Here is a 17,611-nt window from a genome sequence, read left to right as displayed (position 1 = left end):
GGATCGTGGATCGTGGATCGTGGATCGTGGATCGTGGATCGTGGAGATGTGAAATGAATCTTTAGGGTTGTTGCCAGAGTTCAAAGGCAACAACTGTAGCGATCATGCCCACCGCGTTCCTACCGTCGTTTCTCCCACTCGCTGTAACTCACTCGCTCCAGCACGAACGTTTCCCGCGTCCTGGCGTAGCTGCCGCGCCCGCCCATGCGCCCGATCAGGTCTAGGGAGTTGGTGTCCACATGGTGGCGTTCGGCGTCCTGCACGGCGTCGCTGCGGAGGGTGACGCCCAACACCACGCCCAGAATAATTCGGGTGCGGCCAATTAGGATGGTTTGGACTTCGCGGCATTCCAGCGCGGCGGGACTGGCGGCCACACGGGGCACGCGCACCTTTACGCCGTCTGCCAGCGGCACATTCAGCGTCTGGGCCTCGCCAACGCCGTGCGGAAAGTCGGTGGCGGTGGCGTTCATGGTGGCGGCCAACTCTGCCGACACCAGATTCACCGTAAATTCGCCGCCAGCGCCGATGTTCAGTGCCGTGTCTTTGGGTACGCCGTCGGCCCTGTCACCGGGGGCGAAGGCCACCACAGGCGGGTCGGACCCCATCAAACCAAAAAAGGAATACGGCGCAAGGTTCACATGCCCGCCCTCCCCCAACGTGCTGACCCACGCAATCGGACGCGGCACCACCACTCCTGTGACCAGCTTGTAGCAAGCGGCGGCGGGGAGTACGGTCAGGTCAAAGTGTGTGAAGTCTGGGGAAGTGAAGTCGGGGGGTGTGGAGCTTTGTGACATAGATTTCAGCCTAACCCGCTGCGGCGCTAGAATCTGGCCTATGCCTGACGTTTCTTCCCCTCTCGGGTACCGCGACGCCTACGCGAAATTGTCGCGGATTGCCGCCGAACTGGAATCGGGCGAGGCCGACTTAGACCGCGTGTTGCCGCTGCTAGAGGAAGCCAAAGCTGCCTACGCCGCTTGCCATGAGCGCATAGAGGCGGTGCGGGCGGTGCTGGCCGGAAGCTGGGGCGCGGAAGTGGCTGGGGTGGACGCGGATAGCTCAGAGCAAGAAGATCCGGACGACGCTACGGATGAGCCTTACTGAACATCCCTGACTGAACTAAGGAAGACGAAACGGCCTAGCGCGGGTATGCTGCCCGTATGAACGACGCTGCCCCCTCTCCCGACTTGGGTGCTGATCGCGCCCGTTCAGGGTCTGTTGCTGCACTCCCCGCCCCGCACACCAAGCCAAAAGAACCGGAATTGGCTCCGGTGGTCAATCCCCGCGTCTACCGCTTCGTCGTCGATATCACTTACCTGCCTGTGCTGCTGAGTGGGATGCACCTAGAAGTGCATGGGCGCGAGCATGTGCCGCCGCCGGGAACGCCGTTGGTGGTGGCCGCCAACCACCGCTCTGGCCTAGACCCGTTCCTGATCGCACGCGCCCTGCCGCCGGGGCGCTATATGCAGTTTATGGCGAAAAAAGAACTGTTCGGGCCAATTACCGGGCCACTGATTACGGCGGGCGGCAGCTACCCAGTAGACCGCAATATCAGCGATGTAAAAGCTGTGCGAACCAGCCTGCGAATCTTGGCGGCGGGCGGCACAGTCGGCATTTTCCCCGAAGGCACACGCGGCGGCGGAGAGCTGCACGGCGGTGTGGCCCTGATTGCCGCCAAAGGCCGCGCCCCGATTTTGCCCGTAGGCATCAGCCGGGTTGGGCGGCGCTGGATCGTGCGTTTTGGCCCGCCGTTGCCGTCGCGTGGGGGCATCAAGGCACTGACCGTAGAAGTGGGCGAGAGGCTGGCAGAGTTGGCTCAGCCGGTGGGGGAGAAGGTTTAGACGGCGGTTTGGGGGCCTCTAAGGGTCGAAGGGTCTAAGAAGGGCAATCGCTGACGCTGTGTGAACCCCCCAGTCTGCTTTGCAGCCAGCCTCCCTTAAAGGGGAGCGAAAGTGCTTGTGTCCCCACCTCTAAGGGGGGCGTTGCGGAGCAACGGGGGGGCTCCGCCTTCCAAGTAGAGAACCACAACCGATGTACGCCCTCACCGTAGGCACTCAGACAAATTCCCACCCAGACCCTTAACTGCCCCCAACCGCCGTATACTGCCCCCGATAGGCGTGGGGGAAGTCCGGTGACTGCTGATTAATCAGCACAGTCCGGCACTGTCGCGCAACGGTAACGCCCTGATTCTAGAACCCGATTCCAGAATTGGCGGCGAAGTCCGAACGCCCTACCTGTCCATGCCCCGCGCCCCGTCAGAAGACAGCACGTGCGGGCATGCGGCCACACCTCTCGCGGAAGGAGGGACGCCTAGGGCAAGGCTCCCATCCGTGGGCAGCGGCCCCGGACGTGTTCACTTTCGCCCCCACTGCGGGGCGTTTTTTATTCTGCGGAGGACTGCCCACAAGGGAGATCCACCATGAAGATTGTTTCAGCATTTGTTTTGACCTCTGCTTTGGCGCTTTCGGCTTCGGCCTCTGCCACCACCTACCCCCTCACTATCACCGACGACTTAGGCCGCAAAGTCACCCTGAAGGCCGAGCCGAAGCGGATTATCAGCGTGCTGCCCAGCTCCAGCGAAACGCTGTGTGCCATCGGCGCGTGCGACAAATTGGTGGGCGTAGACGATTACACCGATTACCCGCAGCAAGCTGCGAAGCTCCCCAAAGTGGGCGGACTGTATAACCCCAACATAGAAGCAATCGTGGCCCTCAAGCCCGATCTGGTGCTGATCAGTCAGTACGGCAAGTTGGCCGAACCGCTGGCGCAGGCTGGAATTACGGTTATAGCCGTCAACCCCGAAACCTACGATGAAGTGTTCAGCAAAACGCTGGTGCTGGGGCGGTTGGTGAACCGGGAAGCGCAGGCCAAAGCGTTAGTCCTCAAGATGCGCCAAGACATCGCCCGTACCGAGATTCTGACCAAAAACGTGGTGAACAAGCCCACCGCCTACTACGAAATTGACCCGACGCCGTATTCCATTGGCCCAAACTCGTTTATGGGCGTGCTGCTCACCAAAGCGGGCGCACGCAACATCATTCCGGCTAGCATGGGCGACTTCCCCAAAGTTGACCCCGAATTTATCGTGAAGGCCAACCCCCAACTGATTTTGGGTGTAGATGCCAAAACAGTGAGCGCCCGCCCCGGCTGGAACACGCTGGCGGCAGTCAAAACAAGCCGTGTCGTGGACTTGCCTGCCGGACTGGGCACGATTTTGTCTCGCCCCGGCCCCCGTTTGCCGGAAGCGTTGCGCGGGTTGGCGAAGCTGGTGCATCCGGGCCTGTTCAAGTAGGTGAAACGACGTAAGTGGGTAGGGCTGCGTGGTGAGTGCGAACAGGGGAGGCGTTGCCGTTGACCACGATCCACGATCCACACTCCACCACCCACCCACCCCGCCGCTTGCTGCCACGCACTTTGGCGCTGCTGGCCGTGCTGTTGGCCTCCATCGTGCTGGCGGTGGGCCTCGGCAGCGTGTTCATTCCGCCTGCCGAGGTGCTGGGGGCGCTGTGGCGCGGGGTGCTGAGCCTCGGCAGCGGCGCAGAACTGAGTGGCAACGACATCATCGTGTGGCAAATCCGCTTGCCCCGCGTGGTCATGGGGCTTGTCGTGGGCGCATGCCTGTCGGTGTGTGGGGCGGCGTTTCAGGGTGTGTTCCGCAATCCGCTGGCCGATCCTTACTTGCTGGGCGTCGCCAGTGGCGGTGCGCTGGGAGCCACCGTGGGCATCGTGGCAGGCTGGCCCCGCTCCAGCATTCCGCTGTCGGCGCTGGCTTTTGCATTGGCGGCGGTGGGCGCAACACTGGCCCTCTCGCGGGAGGGGCGGCGCTTTCCGCCCACGCGTCTCATTCTGGCGGGCGTGGTGGTGGGCAGTGTCCTGAGCGCATTTACCACCTTCCTGATCCTGCGCGGAGAAGACCGGGCGCGGCAAGTGCTGGCCTACACGCTGGGCGATCTGGGCTTTAGCGGCTGGCGCGACGTGCTGACCATCTTGCCCTACGCGGTCATCGGCTGCGGCGTACTGATGGCGCTGGCCCGTGCGCTGGACACGTTACAACTCGGAGACCTGACCGCCCGCAGTCTCGGCGTGCCTGTGGAGCGCCTGCGTTTGCTGGTGGTCATAGCCGCCAGCGCGGCGACGGCGGCGGCGGTGGCGTATGTGGGCATCATCGGTTTCGTGGGCTTGGTGGTGCCTCATCTGGTGCGGCTGGTGTGGGGTGCGGGCCACCGCGTCCTCTTGCCGATCAGTGCGCTGGCGGGTGCGGCGCTGCTGGTGCTGGCCGATCTGCTGTCGCGCACCACTGTTCTCAGTCAGGTGGGGGTGGTGACGACGCTGCTGGGGGGGCCGTTTTTTCTGTGGCTGCTGGCGCGTGGGCGGAGTGATTGAGGGGCGAAAGGCGTCTAAGGGACTAAGGTCTGAGGAAGGGTAATCGCTGGCGCTCACTCACCCCCTCCCCGGCCCTCCCCCGTAAAGGGAGAGGGAGCAATACCGAGCTTTTTGCACTGATCTGTTGCCCTCTACCCTTGCGGGAGAGGGGCGCTGCACCAGCAGCGGGGTGAGGGGGCGACCGGGAAGACAAACCCGCCCCCACACCTTTGACCCTTAGACCCACCCCCCAAAAGCGAGGTGACTCCCATCCAAGAAACGCACTCCCACACCCTAGAAGCCCATGCTCTCCACGTCCGGGCCGGAACCTTTGCCGCTGTGCAGGAGGTGAGTGCCACCTTTCCGGCGGGCGTGTTTACTGCCGTCATCGGCCCCAACGGTGCGGGCAAAAGTACCTTGCTGCGGGCGCTGCTGGGCCTCAGTCCCCCCGAACACGGCGAAGTGCGGTTGCTGGGGCGCAAGCTGGCCGACTGGCCCCGGTCTGAGCGGGCGCGGACGCTGGCCTATCTGGCGCAGGGCGAAGGCTTGCCCGACACGGCACAGGTACGCGATGTGGTGGCGCTGGGCCGGGGCGCGGGCGCGTGGCGCTGGGGCCTCATTCCCACCCGCCCGTGGACAGATGCCGACGAATCCGCCGTGACCGACGCGCTTACCCGTACCGATACCCTGCGGTTCGAACACCGCCGCGTGTCCGAATTGTCGGGCGGCGAACGGCAGCGGGTGTCGTTGGCACGGGCGCTGGCCTCGCAGCCCCGGTTTCTGCTGCTGGACGAACCCACCAACCACCTAGACCTTGCCTACGCACTGGACGTGATCCGGTATGTGCGCTGCGAAGTGGCCGGGGGCCTCGGCGTGGTGGCCGTGCTACATGACCTGAATCTGGCGGCCCGCGCCGACGCTTTGTTGCTGCTGCATCAAGGCCGCGTGCTGGCGGCTGGCCCCCCCGAAGAAGTGCTGACGCCCGCGCTTTTGCACACGGCCTATGGCATTCACGCGCAGGTGATCCGGCATGACGGGCGGCTGGTGGTGCTGCCGCAGGACGGCGGGGAAGGGGTTTAGGGGTGCTGCGTCTAAGGGTCTAGGGTCTGAGGAAAGGCAATCGCTGGCGCTCATTCACCCCCTCTGCTTCGCAGCGGTCAGGCGTGCTCATGCGCGTCCGTTCTGATCAAGACGCTCTGCGAGTCCCCAGCCCACTGCTCCGCAGCTCTGCGAGTCCCGCTCAAGGGTGAGGGAGCAACGACCCCGACACCGCCACCTCACACCGTTCCCGCCCACATCCGTGTGAGGCCGTCGTGCGTGCAACGCGCGGGCCAATTCCATCTCAGAATGAACTGGCGATTCCGCTTCAAACGAACGATTCAGCCAAGTCTGGACGCGACAAGGTCAATCCTGCCTAGTGCAACGTCTGCTCCCCTGCACCCTTTGGGGGCGGGGGCTGGGGGGTGGGGGAGTCCAACGTGAGACAAGCCCCACAAACTAAAAACCGTCCCTTTCACCCCTGCACCGCCCGCCACCGCCCCCACCACGCGCCCCCGAACACATGCACGATCAGGCCCACGAACACCAACGCCGCGCCCAATACTTTTAACGGCGGAAAGGATTCTTGAAAATACAGGGCGCTGCTGAGCATGCCGAACACAGGCACCAACAAAGACAGCGGCGCGACCCGGCTGGCCCCGTGCTGCTGAATCAGCCAATTCCAGATGCCGAAACCCAACACGGTATTGAAGTAGCCCATGAAGGCCACCGCCAGCCAAAAGCCGGGGCCGCTGCTGGTGAGGGTACGGCCTACAGCGTCCCAGCCGCTGGTGACGCCTGCCAGTAGCGTGAGGGGAAGGGGCGGAATCAGGGCCGACCAGACCACGAGGCTCAGCATGTTGGCATTGCCCGCCGATTTCACCAAAATGTTGCTGACGGCCCACCCGCCCGCCGCGACCAAGACCAATCCGAATCCGATGAGACTGGTCTGATGATCGGCCAGCAGCCCAATGACGCCCATGCCCGCAAAGGCCAGCGCCATGCCCAAGATTTGGTTCGGCCCCAGTTTTTCTCGCAATAAAGCCGCCGCCAGCAGCGCCGTAAAAAAGGCTTGCATCTGCATGAGCAGGCTGGCGAGGCCCGCGCTCATGCCCAACTGAATGGCGAGGTAGAGCAGCCCAAACTGCACCACGCCCACCGCCAAGCCGTAGCCCACCAACAGTTGCCAGCGCATCAGCGGGCGCGGAATAAAGAACACGGCGGGCAAGGCGGCCAACGCAAAGCGTAGCGCGGCCACCAACAGCGGCGGGGCGTCGGTGACACTCAGTTTGATCACCACAAAATTCACGCCCCAGATAAAGGTAATCAACAGGGCCAACAGCAGGCTTCGGAGCGGCATTGCCCCAATCTACCCGCCGCAGATTGAGAGCAAGCAGGCCAATGCGCCGCGCTTTGGTCTGTAGCCTAAGCATCTATGTCCGGCCCTCTCTATTTTTCCACTCGTGGACACCTGCTGGTCTGTCAGGGCCAAAGTTGCCAAACGCGGGGTTCTGCGCTGCTGCACCGCGCTCTCTGGAACGCTCTAGAGCGCGAATCGCTTGCCTACTACAAAAAGGGCGGCAGCCTGCGCCTCACCGAAAGCGGCTGCCTCGGCGCGTGCAGCTATGGCCCAACCCTCTGCGCGTACCGCACCAAACCGGAAGGCGGCCTAGAAGAAGGCTGGTACGCCGCCACCGACCTGCCGCAAGCCTTGAGTGTGGCCCGCGCTATGCACGCCGGGGAACCTTTGCCGGAGGGGGGAAAATACGGGCCGTAAGGCGCTGGGATGGAGGTAGGGCGTCTAAGGGTCTAGGGTCTAAGGGTTTAAGAACAGATAGGCAACCCTAGCCGCCTGTTTTGGCTGATCTGCCCACCCAAACACCGCAACGCCCCAGCGCCTTAGACCCTCGACCTTTAGACCCTTAGACCTACCCCACACCCCACATCCCATTTCCCCCGCGAGGCATTTGCTATTCTCCCGCTATGACGATGGTGCGGCAAACCCGGCAACGGCAGGCGGTGATCGAGGTGCTTCAGGCCTCGCGTGCCCACCCTGACGCGGCGTGGATTCATGGCAAGGTGCGGCAATCGCTGCCCAGCGTGAGCCTCGGCACCGTGTACCGTACCCTCGACGCCCTTGTGCGTGACGGCGTACTCCTGACCATCGAGCGGGCGGGGCAGGCTACGCGCTACGACTACAAACACGGCGGCGAGTATCACCATCACGCGGTTTGTCGGGGCTGCGGCGCAATTTTCGATGTGGACGCGGCAGCCATTCCCAGTATTCCGGCGGCGGCCCTGCCCGCAGGCTTTGCCGTGACCGAAGTGCGGTTAGAATTTATGGGCATGTGTAAGGGCTGCGCGGCCAAGCCAACCCAAGACGGCTGAGCAAGTGGTTGCCAAGTGTATTTGGCGCTGACGCTGCGTGTGAACCCCCCAGTCTGCTTCGCAGCCAGCCCCCCTTAAAGGGGAGCGCAAAAGCTGTTGTCCTCCCCTCTAAGGGGGGGCGTTGCGCCAGCAACGGGGGGGTTCACCTTCTACCTCAACGTTCCAACGTGTCCCCAAGCACGGCAGAAAGCCCTCATTCTCTGGCCTGCCTCTTTGTCCCCGCGCCGCCGCGCTAGCCTCACACCATGAGTTTGCCGTTGTCTCCTGCCCCCAATGAATTTCCGTCTTACCGTGCGGCGGAATTTCTTCCGGCCTTCCTGCTGGGCTGGGGAATCGGCGCGGCGCTGGTCTTTGGGGTGCGGGCGCTAGGCATGGCCTTGTTGCCCGATCCCTGTCAGGGGCACACGCTGCTGGCCCTGCTGCTGCCGCTGCTGCTGGGGCCGGGTGGACTGGGCTTTACGGCCTTCAATTTCCGGCGGCCCAAACGGGCGGCGCTGGGGCTGGGGCTGGTGGTGGCCTCGCTGCTGCCTGCGCTGTCGGTAGGGGCGCGTGATATTGGTGTGCTGCGCAGCACGGGCTGTGCGGGCGGGTACGTGGTGCTGTCTACGGCAGGTGGCCCCACTGACCGCAGTTCCTCGCTGACCACCCTCAGCCTGCGCGTGGGCCAGTCGCGCACCTTGTCGGGCCGGGTTGGTGGCTACACGCCTACCACGCATCCGGGCCTATTCACCCTCGCTGCCGACAGCAACACCCCCGGAATTACCGTGAAGTTGTCTAAAACTCAGGTGCGGGCGGGCGAGACATTCCCCGTTGTCGTCAGCGTAAAAGCCGATACGGGCGTCAATACCTATACGGTGGGTGTGCAGGCCCGCCAACTCGTGAGGGGCAAATCGGTGGCGGCGGTGGGCACGCTGGAAGTCAACGCCCGGCCCTGAGGTCTGCTGCGCTACTAACTCGGGTGACGCTTCCGTGACGCCCCTAGGGGTACGCTACGGGGCGTGAATGTGGCCGAACTGTCCAGCATTAGTCTTCAAACCTTCCTGACCATGCTGGTGGTCATGGATCCCATCGGCCTCGCGCCCATTTTTATCGGGCTGGCAGGCAACCGCCCCGCCTTCGAGCGCCGGAGGGTGGCCCTCAAGGCGTCGGTGGTGGCGGGCATCATCATCTTGTTGTTCGGGCTGTTCGGGCGGGCGCTGCTGGAGCATTTGGGCATCAGCCTGAGCGCCTTCCGGGTGGCGGGCGGCATCCTACTGTTCCTCATTGCGCTGGACATGGTGTTTGCACGGCCCAGCGGCTCCAAGGAAACGCCCGAAGAAGAACAAGAAGCCCAAGAACGCCAAGATATCAGCGTGTTTCCGCTGGCTATTCCGCTCATCGCTGGCCCCGGAACCCTCGCCAGCATCATGATTCTCGCCAGCGACGCACACGGCGACGGCTTGCTGCTGGGCGCAGTTTTTGTGGTTACGTTCGGGGTGCTGCTGCTGTGTTACCTCGCCCTGCGCCTGTCGGGTCAAATTGCCCGCGTGATTGGCCTCACCGGGGTGCATGTGGTGACGCGGGTACTGGGCGTCCTGCTAGGGGCGTTGGCCGTGCAGTACGTGGCCGATGGTGTGCTGGAGTTTATGCGCGGTGGCCTGAAGATCACGGGTCTGGGTCTGCCGGGCTTGGGTTGATCTCGCCCCCTTTCTGAGGCCGATCTAGGCCAGCGATAAGCCACCCGGCGCACCAATTGCTTGACAACTGCGCCGTATTATGCGGGGCATGAACACCCCGACGAGTGGGATCAAAACCGTGAATGGAGGAGAGGAAGCAACGAGGCCACCCGCCCGCGTTGCGCCGGATCTAAACGCCCCGCGAGTGCTGGTGCTGAACGCTTCCTATGAGCCGCTGCATGTCACGAGCGCCAAGCGCGCCATTACACTCGTGCAGTACGGGGTGGCCGAGGTACTGGAAGACAGCAGCGACGTGGTCAGGTCGCCCAGCACCACCATCAACGTGCCCAGCGTGATCCGGTTGCGACGCTATGTGCGCCGCCCCCGCGTGCATCCGGTGCCCTTCAACCGCCGCAACGTGCTGCGCCGCGATACCTTTGCCTGCCAGTATTGCGGCTCGCCCGACGATCTCACGCTCGATCACGTGATGCCCCGCTCGCGTGGTGGGCGGCACAACTGGGACAACGTGACCACCGCGTGCAGGGTGTGCAACCAGCGCAAGGGGAGCCGCACCCCCGACGAGGCCGGAATGCACCTACGCACCCGGCCTCGCGCCCCGACGTTCGGCGTGTACGCGCATGGGCAGTTTGCCCACTGGCAGCCGGGGTGGGCCAAGTACATCGGGCAGTAGGTGGAACGTAGATCGTGGAGCGTGGTTAAAAGATGAACAGCACAGCGGGGCGGACCAATTGGCTTGCCCCGCTGTTTTGGGTTTGACCCTTCTCCGTTCTACGGTCCACCCACCACGTTCCTATTCCAGCCTCGTCACTTCCCGCTCCGGCTCCCCGGCCTTGTGCGCTTCCAGCAGGGCTGCCAGTGCCCGGCCCCGGTGACTGATCGCGCGTTTTTCGGCCACAGTCATTTCGGCCAACGTGCGCGTTTCGCCGTCTGGTACGAAGAGGGAATCGTAGCCGAAGCCGCCGTCACCGCGTGGCCCTTCCAAGATGACGCCGGGCACTTCGCCCCGGTAAGATTCCAGATGGCCGTCTGGGTAGGCCAAAATAACCACGCTGACGAACTTGGCGCGGCGGTTGGATTTTCCGCGCAGGCGCTCCAGCAGGTACATATTGCGGTCGAGGTCGGTGGGGCGGTTGCCGTAGCGGGCCGAGTACACGCCCGGCTCGCCGCCCAATGCCTCTACTTCTAGGCCCGAATCGTCGGCCAGCGCGGTGCGGCCCATCGTAATGGCGGCGGCGCAGGCTTTCATGGCGGCGTTTTCCTCGTAGGTCACGCCACTCTCTTCGGGCATCGGGAAGGCTCCCATGCCGTCTAGTTGCCAGTTCAGGTCGCTCAGGGCTTCTTCTATCTCGCGGACTTTTCCGGCGTTGCCAGTGGCCACCACAATTCGTTTGCGGGTAGGGGCAGTGGTGTTGGTGGTGCTATCGTTCATCATCTCTCCGAGTGTAGGCGAGGCCGCCGCCCCTGCGCGTGAAGTTTCGTGGGCGAGGCCCTGCGGCGGCACTCCCCCCATCAGGGGGCTTACCAAGGGAATATCGGCCCGCACACGCCAGAATGGTTCTCCTGCCCGCCGCTCGAACAAGGTCACGCCCGAGTAGCTCTGGGTCTGAAAAGGAGCCATCCGCGCTTCCAGTTCATGCCGCATCCGTTCGGGGTCGTGGCCGCTGTAGGGCTGCGCCAGCGTAAAGTGCGGCTGCCAAGAATCCAGCCCACGTGGGGTGTGCAGCAGTTCCATCCGGGCCTGCTCATGTGGGCGGGAATATTTGCCTTCACGCACTTCCCAGTCAAAGGGCGAGGCGCTCACGTAGGGCGCAAGCCGCGCAGAGAGCAGCGTGTGCAGCACGGTCAGCGCGGGGCTGGCGTTCAGGCGCTGCACCCAAACTTTGCCGTCTTCCCACGCCTCTACCCGGCCCCCCGACAGGCCCAAAAAAGCCCCCGGTGTCAGGCAAGCCACGCACGCCCGCACCTCCGCCTCTATGTCGGGCCAGTTGGCGGGGTCGGTGCTGAACGCCTCCGTCACCGTCAGGTGAAAGCCGTAAGGTTTGGCGTCGGTTTGCCAGTCCGGGCGCATAAATTCAAGCATCGGCACCATCTCGCCTGCCCGCACGTCGTAGCCCAGTAGCCCCGAGCCTACCCGGTACAAGTCGCTGACCGCCGGGGGGCACAGGTACACGGCAAATTTCGTTTCCTGATCGGGGTGGCCGAGGAGAGGGGGTGGCGGGGGGCCAGACGGTTGAGTTCCGACTGAATCTGGATTGGACATGAAGAAAGTCTAACGTTCAGCTCTGACTGAAATGGGACGGCACTTGGGTTGGGCTAGTCAGACCAGAGTCGCTGCCGGGTCAGCCCCTACAACCGGGCGTCTATCGGGTCACTTTCCAGCGCCAACACGCCCAGCACGCACTCCTGAATGCTGGTGTTGACCGCGCCTTCTGCCAGCCGCGCCAACCCTTCCAGCCCCAGATGAAATTCGCGCAAGGCACGCGCCCGCTTGGCCCCCAAAGCCCGCGCCCGCAAGCGGTTCAGGTTGTCGGGGCGGGTGTATTCCGGGCCGTAAATGATCCGCAAGTATTCGCGCCCGCGCACCTTCACGGCGGGTTGCAGGCTGCGGTTCTCGGCATCCAAAAACGTGAGGGGCTTGACCACCATGCCTTCTCCGCCCGATTCGGTCAGCGCGTGCCACCATGCTTCAGCGTCGGCAACTGCTGCGGCGTCGGCCAAGTGCACCACGCGGTAATCGGTGCGCCCAAACAGCCCCGGATCGGCGTCGGCCAGCGTGCCCAGCGTGTTCAGGTGCCACAAGTGATCCCTGTCGGTATGCACCGTCCCTTCCGACACCAGCAGGTGAAAAGGCCGAATCTGCACGTCGTCCACGCTGTCTACCCGGCGCACATAGGCGCGGTAGGCCTCGCGGTAAGCGTGCAAGGCGGCGGCGCGGTCTTGGGTAGTGGCCTGAAGGTCTGCCACATCAAGCCCACGTGCGGCGGCTTCGGCCAAAGCAGCGGCGGCAGCGGGCAGCACGGCGTTTCCGGCGGCTCCCACGGGGGCGTAATGCCCACGCAACAACTCCCCGGCTTTCAGGCTCCACGGCAAAATTTCGGCGTCCAGCACGGCCCAATCCGACTGGAGGGTGTCCCACAGGCCCGCAGCTTCGGCGGCAGCATGGGCGCGGGCAAGGATCGGGGCTTCCCAGCCCGATTTCTCTCCGCTGAAAAAGGCCCGCCCAGTGCGGGTATAAATCCGGCCTGTGCGGTCTGGCGCACCCTCTACGCCAAACACCCGCCGCGCCGCTTCGCCCGTGCGGGCCAGCACCAACACGGCGCGGCTGCCCATGTGCTTCTCTTGACACATGACGTTTGTTACGCCCTGAGCGCGGTAATACGCCCACGCCTCGGCGGGATGTTCCAGAAAGTTGGGGTGGCTGCTGGTTTCCACCGGACTCATGGTGGGCGGCAAATACACGCCCCAGCCGGGTTCGATTCCGAATCGGCTCCACGTTTCTACGGCGGCCATGCGCTCGCCACCCTTCACCAAGATTCCGCCAAACGTGCGCGTCAGAATCTTACCCGGCTGACTGAACGTAGCGAGGTCGAAAGCGGCGATTTCTTCCGCCTCAGCTTCGGCCAAAGGGCGCGGTGGCACGGCGTATTGGCCATGGGCGGGCACGCTCACCACTTCCTGTTCGGGGTAGCGCAGGGCGGTGAGGCTGCCGCCAAACGCGCAGCCGGTGTCTATGTCGATGGTGCGGTTGACCCACACCGGGCGGGCCACCGGGGTGTGGCCGTAAATCACCTGCGCCGCGCCCTTGTAAGTGCGTGCCCAGTCGCGGCGCACGGGCAGTCCCAGTTCGTCTTTGCTGCCGTCTACGTCGCCGTACAGCGCGAAACTCCGCACCCGCCCCGAACTGCGGCCCTGATACTGCTCCGGCAAGCCCGCGTGGGCCACGACTACCCGCCCGCCGTCTAGTACGAGGTGGCTCACGAGGCGCTCGATGAAGGTCTTGACCTCGCGCTTAAAGTTTTCGCCTTCCCCCTCCAGCGCGGCCAACGTTTCGTCTAGGCCGTGCAAGGCCCGTACCGCTTTGCCGTCCAGCGCCCGCTTCAGCTTTTCGTCGTGATTGCCGGGCACGCACAGCGCCGCGCCCGTGTTGACCATCTTCATGACCAGTCGCAGCACACCCACGCTGTCCGGCCCCCGGTCAACAAGGTCGCCTACAAAGATGGCAGTGCGGCCTAGCGGCGGCGTGAAGCTTTCGCCGTCTGCTGTATAGCCCAGCTTGGTCAGCAGTTCGCGTAGTTCGGGCAAGCAGCCGTGTACGTCGCCAATGAAATCAAATGGCCCGGTCAGGTCGCGGCGATTGGTGTGCAGGGGCACGCGCCGCACGCGGGCCGTGTCTACTTCCACCTCCGAACGCAGCGCCCACACGTGCCGGAAGCCCTCTTTGCCCAGCCCGCGCAGCGTCCGCTTCAGCTCGGTCAGTTGCCGCACGATGACCGACGCCGGGAAGTCCCGATCTGTGCGTGCCGCGTGCCGTGTTTCCAGCGTGCTGCGCGGCAAATCCAGCACAATCGCTACCGGCAACACGTCATGCGCCCGCGCCAAGTCCACCAGTTTTTGGCGATCCGTGGGGCGCACGTTCGTCGCGTCTATCACGGTCAGGCGGCCCCGGCTCAGGCGTTTGCCTGCTATATAAAACAGGCTGTCGAAGGCGTCGGCGGTGGCTTCTAGGCTGTTCTCATCGTCGCTGACAAGGGCGCGGAAAGCGTCGCTGCTCAGTACCTCACTGGGCAAAAAATGCCGTGCCGCGAAGCTGCTTTTGCCCGCCGACGACGCGCCGATCAGGGCCACGAGGGCCAGTTCGGGGAGGGCGATGTCGGTGATGGTGGGCGTAGTTGCAGCGGGAGTGGGGGTGTCGGTCATGCGGGAACCTCTGCGCCGAATCCTTGCACATGCGGGGGCGGCGGGGCATGGGCTAGGTGGCTGAGGCTGTTGCTTTGGCTCTGGCTTAATTTAGGGCGGTGAGTTTTGGGTCTTCTCCAACGTTGGACTCCCCCACCCCCCAGCCCCCGCCCCCAAAGGGGTCAGGGGAGTTTGTCGCTCCGCTCGGGAGGATTGATCTTGTCGCGTCTAGACTCGGCTAGCGCGTTCATCTGAAGCGGAATTGCCTGTTCATTCCCATATGGAATTGGCCCGCCCACTGCGTGGACGACGGCCTCACACGGAGTTGGGCGAGGACGTGATTGGGTGGCGATGTCGGAGTTTTTGCACCTCCCCTCAAGGGGGGGCATTGCGGAGCAATGGGGGGGTTGGCCCGTGCAGCCCGCTCCCTACCCCTTATCCCCCACATGAATCGCCGCAATGCCCGCGCTCAGCAGCTTGAATCTGGTGCGGAAGCCTGTGGCCCGCATCAGGCCCGCCAAGCGTTCGGGGTCGGGGAAGGCCAGCACGCTTTCGGGGAGGTAGGTGTAGGCCCCGGCATTGCCGCTGACCAGCGCCCCGATACGCGGCAGGATATGGCGGAAATAGAAGCGGAACACGCTCCCAAACAGGCCCGCACGCGGCGGTGGAAACTCCAAGATCACCAGCCGTCCACCCGGCGATAGGACTCGGTGAAACTCGGCCAGCCCACGTGCGTAGTCGGCAAAGTTGCGAAAGCCGAACGCGCAGGTAATCACGTCGAAACTGGCGTCGGGGTAGGGCAGATTCAGGGCGTCGCCTTCTTCCAGCACGATGTCTATCTGGCGGGCTTTAGCCTTCACTCGGCCAATCGCCAACATTTCGGGCACGAAGTCGCTGCCGATGACTTCAGCTTCCGGCGCTGTGGCCTTGAGTTCCAGCGCGAAATCTGCCGTGCCCGTCGCCACATCCAGCACCCGTGCGCCTGTACCGTTCGGGTTGCTCAGCGCCAACGCTTCGCGGGTGGCCTCACGCCGCCAAGAGCGGTCTATGCCGAGGCTCAGCACCCGGTTCAGCAGGTCGTAACGGGGCGCGATAGAGGCGAACATGGCCTGCACGCCCGCGCCCTTGTCTTGTTTGTCTCCTACTGGCGGAATGGACGGCGGGGAAGTCATATGGCGTTGATGATAGGCGCGGCGGGCGGGGGCGTGTGGCCCTGTGCTGAAGTTGCTGTGTTGGACGCGCCGGTCTTTCTCAGTGCCTGTACGACTCGGCAGCGTTTGGTGGGAGCCAAGCCGCAATCTAATCTCCCGGCAAACCCCCCCAGTCTGCTTCGCAGCCAGCCCCCCTTGAGGGGAGCGCAAGAGCTTTTAGTCCCCACCTCTAAGGGGGGGCGTTGCGTCAGCAACGGGGGGGTTTAGTCACCACCTCCGCCACTCACTTCCACCGCACCAAGCCCGCCGCCGTACTCTGGAACCCGCACCCGGCGTAAAACTCGCTCAGGTGGGCTTCGAAGTCCACGTGCAGCCATTCCACCTTTCCAGTCTGGGCGGCTCCGGTTTGGGCGGCCTCAGCAGCGCGGCGTACCAGTTGCGTGCCGATGCCGCGCCGCTGCCAGTCGGGATGCACGGTGGTATCCAGCAAGAAGGCGTGAACGCCGCCGTCCCACGCCACATTCACGAAGCCCACCAACGCCTCGCCGTCATGCGCCGTGACCCAAGTCAGGCTGCGCTCTAGCACAGGCTTCCACCACGCGCCGTCATCCTGCCCGCCCCACGCGGCTTCCCGCAGCTTGCCCAAGTCGGCTAGATCGATCTCGGCCCGCACGTGGTAGCTGACGGAATCGGCACTCACGGCCCGATAATCCCCAAACCTTTGCCCACCCGTTCATAGGCTCCCAGCGCAAAATCGAGGTCTTCTTTCGTATGCTCGGCGGTCACGATATTCCGAATGCGGGCCAGTCCTCGCGGTACGGTGGGAAAGCCCAGTCCCACGGCAAAGACCCCTTCTGCAAGCAGGCGGCGGCTGGCCTCGAACGCGGCTTCCGGTTCGCCAAACAGCACCGGCGTAATGGGCGTCTGGCTGCCCATCGTGTCGAAGCCCAGCGTCGCCAACTCTGCCTTGAAGTAGCGCGTGTTGCTCCACAGGCGCTCCATCAGGCTGGGGTCGCGCACCACCAGTTCGAGGGCCGCCGCCAACGCACCCACCACCGCAGGCGGCTGGGCCGTAGAAAACAGGTAAGGCCGCGCCCGGTTGATGAGCAGTTGGCGCAGGTCGCCGTGACCCGCCGCGTAGCCGCCCACCGCGCCCCACGCCTTGCTCAGCGTGCCCACCTGAATCACGTCTTCTGCGCCCTCCAGCCCAAAATGATGCACCGTGCCGCGCCCGTCTGCGCCCAGCACGCCCGAACCGTGAGCATCGTCCACATACGTCACCGCGCCGTGTTTGCGGGCCACCGCCACCAGTTCGTCCAGCGGGGCAATGTCGCCGTCCATGCTGAATACGCCGTCTGTGACCACCATTTTCAGACCCTCGGTGTCGTTTTCACTCAGCACGCGGTCTAGGTCGGCGGGGTCGCTGTGCTTGTAAATCTTTTTGGTGGCTTTGGTCAGGCGCAGGCCGTCGATGATGCTGGCGTGATTCAGTTCGTCGCTGACCACCACGTCGCCGGGTTGCAGCAGCGTGCCCAACACGCCCTGATTGGTCGTAAAGCCGCTTTGCAGTACCAGCGCACTGCCCGTGTGCTTGAAGGCCGCCAGTTGCATCTCGAAGTCTTCATGAATTTGCAGCGTTCCGGCAATCGTCCGCACTGCGCCCGCGCCCGCCCCCCACGTCTGCAAGTATTCGGCGGCCCGCGCCTTAATGTCGGGATGATCGGCAAAGCCCAGATAATTGTTGCTGGCGAGGTTCACCACGTCCACGCCGTCTACACGGGTGCGGGCACGCTGCGGGGCTTCCAGCACGCGGGGGCGAATCAGCAGGCCGCTGTCTCTGAGCGCAGAAAGTTCGGTACTCAGGCGGGCCGAGAGGGTGGTAGACATGCTGTGCAGTTTAGGGCGCGGGGGCGGCAGTCGTCCGGGGCCACATCGTCTCAAGCGCTTTGTCCAATGAGTGCAGACACCGCTGTCTGTCAACAACCGTCGTCTGTCGGCACGGGCAGCAGCGGGCCGAAGAAGTTGCATAGGCAGTCAGCTACACTTGGGGCGCAGGATTCATGAACAGGGCCAGATTCTTTGTGATAAATGCTCTAAAAGCGC

17 protein-coding genes are annotated in these 17,611 nt (G+C 64.0%); 10 read left to right on the top strand and 7 right to left on the bottom strand.

The genetic code is table 11. The features are described from left to right. Window positions 1-119: 119 nt before the first annotated feature. Window positions 120-794 carry a flavin reductase family protein gene (locus E7T06_RS13660; protein WP_136366333.1) on the bottom strand — a complete coding sequence of 225 codons (675 nt, stop codon included), beginning with the start codon at window positions 792-794 and terminating at the stop codon, window positions 120-122. Window positions 795-834: 40 nt separating this feature from the next. Between E7T06_RS13660 and xseB the strand changes: the two genes are divergently transcribed. The 5 genes from xseB to E7T06_RS13635 all read left to right on the top strand — a co-directional run bounded on the left by xseB (window position 835) and on the right by E7T06_RS13635 (window position 5,439). Next, the gene (xseB, locus tag E7T06_RS13655; RefSeq protein WP_136366332.1) at window positions 835-1,101 is read left to right on the top strand and encodes an exodeoxyribonuclease VII small subunit; all 267 of its coding nucleotides are present in this window, start codon (window positions 835-837) and stop codon (window positions 1,099-1,101) included. A 56-nt stretch (window positions 1,102-1,157) separates the two neighbouring features. After that, window positions 1,158-1,838, top strand: a complete 681-nt coding sequence (locus tag E7T06_RS13650; RefSeq protein ID WP_136366331.1) for a lysophospholipid acyltransferase family protein — start codon at window positions 1,158-1,160, stop codon at window positions 1,836-1,838. Between the two features lie 578 nt (window positions 1,839-2,416). Then, window positions 2,417-3,289: an ABC transporter substrate-binding protein gene (locus E7T06_RS13645; protein ID WP_136366330.1), complete on the top strand. Its 873-nt coding sequence runs from the start codon at window positions 2,417-2,419 to the stop codon at window positions 3,287-3,289. Between the two features lie 68 nt (window positions 3,290-3,357). Then, window positions 3,358-4,380: an iron ABC transporter permease gene (locus E7T06_RS13640; RefSeq protein WP_136366340.1), complete on the top strand. Its 1,023-nt coding sequence runs from the start codon at window positions 3,358-3,360 to the stop codon at window positions 4,378-4,380. Between the two features lie 318 nt (window positions 4,381-4,698). Then, window positions 4,699-5,439, top strand: a complete 741-nt coding sequence (locus E7T06_RS13635; protein WP_240741059.1) for an ABC transporter ATP-binding protein — start codon at window positions 4,699-4,701, stop codon at window positions 5,437-5,439. Window positions 5,440-5,872: 433 nt separating this feature from the next. Here the strand turns inward: E7T06_RS13635 and E7T06_RS13630 are convergent, their stop codons facing one another. Continuing rightward, window positions 5,873-6,757, bottom strand: coding sequence for an EamA family transporter (locus E7T06_RS13630; RefSeq protein ID WP_136366328.1), 885 nt, complete (start codon window positions 6,755-6,757; stop codon window positions 5,873-5,875). A 75-nt stretch (window positions 6,758-6,832) separates the two neighbouring features. Here E7T06_RS13630 and E7T06_RS13625 point away from each other — a divergent pair, with 75 nt between their 5' ends. From E7T06_RS13625 to E7T06_RS13605, 5 genes are all read left to right on the top strand, one after another. Next, a complete protein-coding gene (locus E7T06_RS13625; RefSeq protein WP_136366327.1) occupies window positions 6,833-7,174 on the top strand; it encodes an NAD(P)H-dependent oxidoreductase subunit E in 342 nt (113 codons plus the stop codon). Between the two features lie 206 nt (window positions 7,175-7,380). Then, window positions 7,381-7,785, top strand: a complete 405-nt coding sequence (locus tag E7T06_RS13620) for a transcriptional repressor (RefSeq protein ID WP_136366326.1) — start codon at window positions 7,381-7,383, stop codon at window positions 7,783-7,785. Between the two features lie 245 nt (window positions 7,786-8,030). Continuing rightward, window positions 8,031-8,720: a hypothetical protein gene (locus E7T06_RS13615; protein ID WP_136366325.1), complete on the top strand. Its 690-nt coding sequence runs from the start codon at window positions 8,031-8,033 to the stop codon at window positions 8,718-8,720. 63 nt (window positions 8,721-8,783) lie between these two features. Beyond that, window positions 8,784-9,461, top strand: a complete 678-nt coding sequence (locus E7T06_RS13610) for a MarC family protein (RefSeq protein ID WP_136366324.1) — start codon at window positions 8,784-8,786, stop codon at window positions 9,459-9,461. 79 nt (window positions 9,462-9,540) lie between these two features. Further along, window positions 9,541-10,131 carry an HNH endonuclease gene (locus E7T06_RS13605; protein ID WP_205750931.1) on the top strand — a complete coding sequence of 197 codons (591 nt, stop codon included), beginning with the start codon at window positions 9,541-9,543 and terminating at the stop codon, window positions 10,129-10,131. Between the two features lie 120 nt (window positions 10,132-10,251). Here E7T06_RS13605 and rdgB read toward each other — a convergent pair whose 3' ends face one another. From rdgB to E7T06_RS13575, 5 genes are all read right to left on the bottom strand, one after another. Then, entirely contained in the window at window positions 10,252-10,890 is a 639-nt protein-coding gene (gene rdgB, locus E7T06_RS13600) for an RdgB/HAM1 family non-canonical purine NTP pyrophosphatase (protein WP_136366338.1), read from the bottom strand. 917 nt (window positions 10,891-11,807) lie between these two features. Beyond that, window positions 11,808-14,378, bottom strand: a complete 2,571-nt coding sequence (locus tag E7T06_RS13590) for a polynucleotide kinase-phosphatase (protein ID WP_136366323.1) — start codon at window positions 14,376-14,378, stop codon at window positions 11,808-11,810. 407 nt (window positions 14,379-14,785) lie between these two features. Beyond that, a complete protein-coding gene (ubiE, locus tag E7T06_RS13585; protein ID WP_136366322.1) occupies window positions 14,786-15,529 on the bottom strand; it encodes a bifunctional demethylmenaquinone methyltransferase/2-methoxy-6-polyprenyl-1,4-benzoquinol methylase UbiE in 744 nt (247 codons plus the stop codon). Between the two features lie 262 nt (window positions 15,530-15,791). Beyond that, window positions 15,792-16,208 carry a GNAT family N-acetyltransferase gene (locus tag E7T06_RS13580; protein ID WP_136366321.1) on the bottom strand — a complete coding sequence of 139 codons (417 nt, stop codon included), beginning with the start codon at window positions 16,206-16,208 and terminating at the stop codon, window positions 15,792-15,794. Beyond that, window positions 16,205-17,395 carry a glycine C-acetyltransferase gene (locus tag E7T06_RS13575; protein WP_136366320.1) on the bottom strand — a complete coding sequence of 397 codons (1,191 nt, stop codon included), beginning with the start codon at window positions 17,393-17,395 and terminating at the stop codon, window positions 16,205-16,207. Before E7T06_RS13575 ends, E7T06_RS13580 begins: the two co-directional genes overlap by 4 nt. Between the last annotated feature and the right edge of the window lie 216 nt (window positions 17,396-17,611).

The sequence above is a fragment of the Deinococcus sp. Arct2-2 genome (genome assembly GCF_004801315.1).
Taxonomy (GTDB): domain Bacteria; phylum Deinococcota; class Deinococci; order Deinococcales; family Deinococcaceae; genus Deinococcus.
The sequence above is the reverse complement of the archived record's forward strand: the minus strand, read 5'-3'. Positions and strand labels throughout refer to the sequence as shown.

What these genes read in the sequence shown, in the direction of transcription:
- rdgB (WP_136366338.1), bottom strand. Translation starts at nt 10,890, where the DNA reads ATGAACGATAGCACCACCAACACCACTGCCCCTACCCGCAAACGAATT.
- E7T06_RS13625 (WP_136366327.1), top strand. Translation starts at nt 6,833, where the DNA reads ATGTCCGGCCCTCTCTATTTTTCCACTCGTGGACACCTGCTGGTCTGT.
- xseB (WP_136366332.1), top strand. Translation starts at nt 835, where the DNA reads ATGCCTGACGTTTCTTCCCCTCTCGGGTACCGCGACGCCTACGCGAAA.
- E7T06_RS13650 (WP_136366331.1), top strand. Translation starts at nt 1,158, where the DNA reads ATGAACGACGCTGCCCCCTCTCCCGACTTGGGTGCTGATCGCGCCCGT.
- E7T06_RS13660 (WP_136366333.1), bottom strand. Translation starts at nt 794, where the DNA reads ATGTCACAAAGCTCCACACCCCCCGACTTCACTTCCCCAGACTTCACA.
- E7T06_RS13645 (WP_136366330.1), top strand. Translation starts at nt 2,417, where the DNA reads ATGAAGATTGTTTCAGCATTTGTTTTGACCTCTGCTTTGGCGCTTTCG.
- E7T06_RS13575 (WP_136366320.1), bottom strand. Translation starts at nt 17,395, where the DNA reads ATGTCTACCACCCTCTCGGCCCGCCTGAGTACCGAACTTTCTGCGCTC.
- E7T06_RS13605 (WP_205750931.1), top strand. Translation starts at nt 9,541, where the DNA reads ATGCGGGGCATGAACACCCCGACGAGTGGGATCAAAACCGTGAATGGA.
- E7T06_RS13590 (WP_136366323.1), bottom strand. Translation starts at nt 14,378, where the DNA reads ATGACCGACACCCCCACTCCCGCTGCAACTACGCCCACCATCACCGAC.
- E7T06_RS13620 (WP_136366326.1), top strand. Translation starts at nt 7,381, where the DNA reads ATGACGATGGTGCGGCAAACCCGGCAACGGCAGGCGGTGATCGAGGTG.
- E7T06_RS13630 (WP_136366328.1), bottom strand. Translation starts at nt 6,757, where the DNA reads ATGCCGCTCCGAAGCCTGCTGTTGGCCCTGTTGATTACCTTTATCTGG.
- ubiE (WP_136366322.1), bottom strand. Translation starts at nt 15,529, where the DNA reads ATGACTTCCCCGCCGTCCATTCCGCCAGTAGGAGACAAACAAGACAAG.
- E7T06_RS13615 (WP_136366325.1), top strand. Translation starts at nt 8,031, where the DNA reads ATGAGTTTGCCGTTGTCTCCTGCCCCCAATGAATTTCCGTCTTACCGT.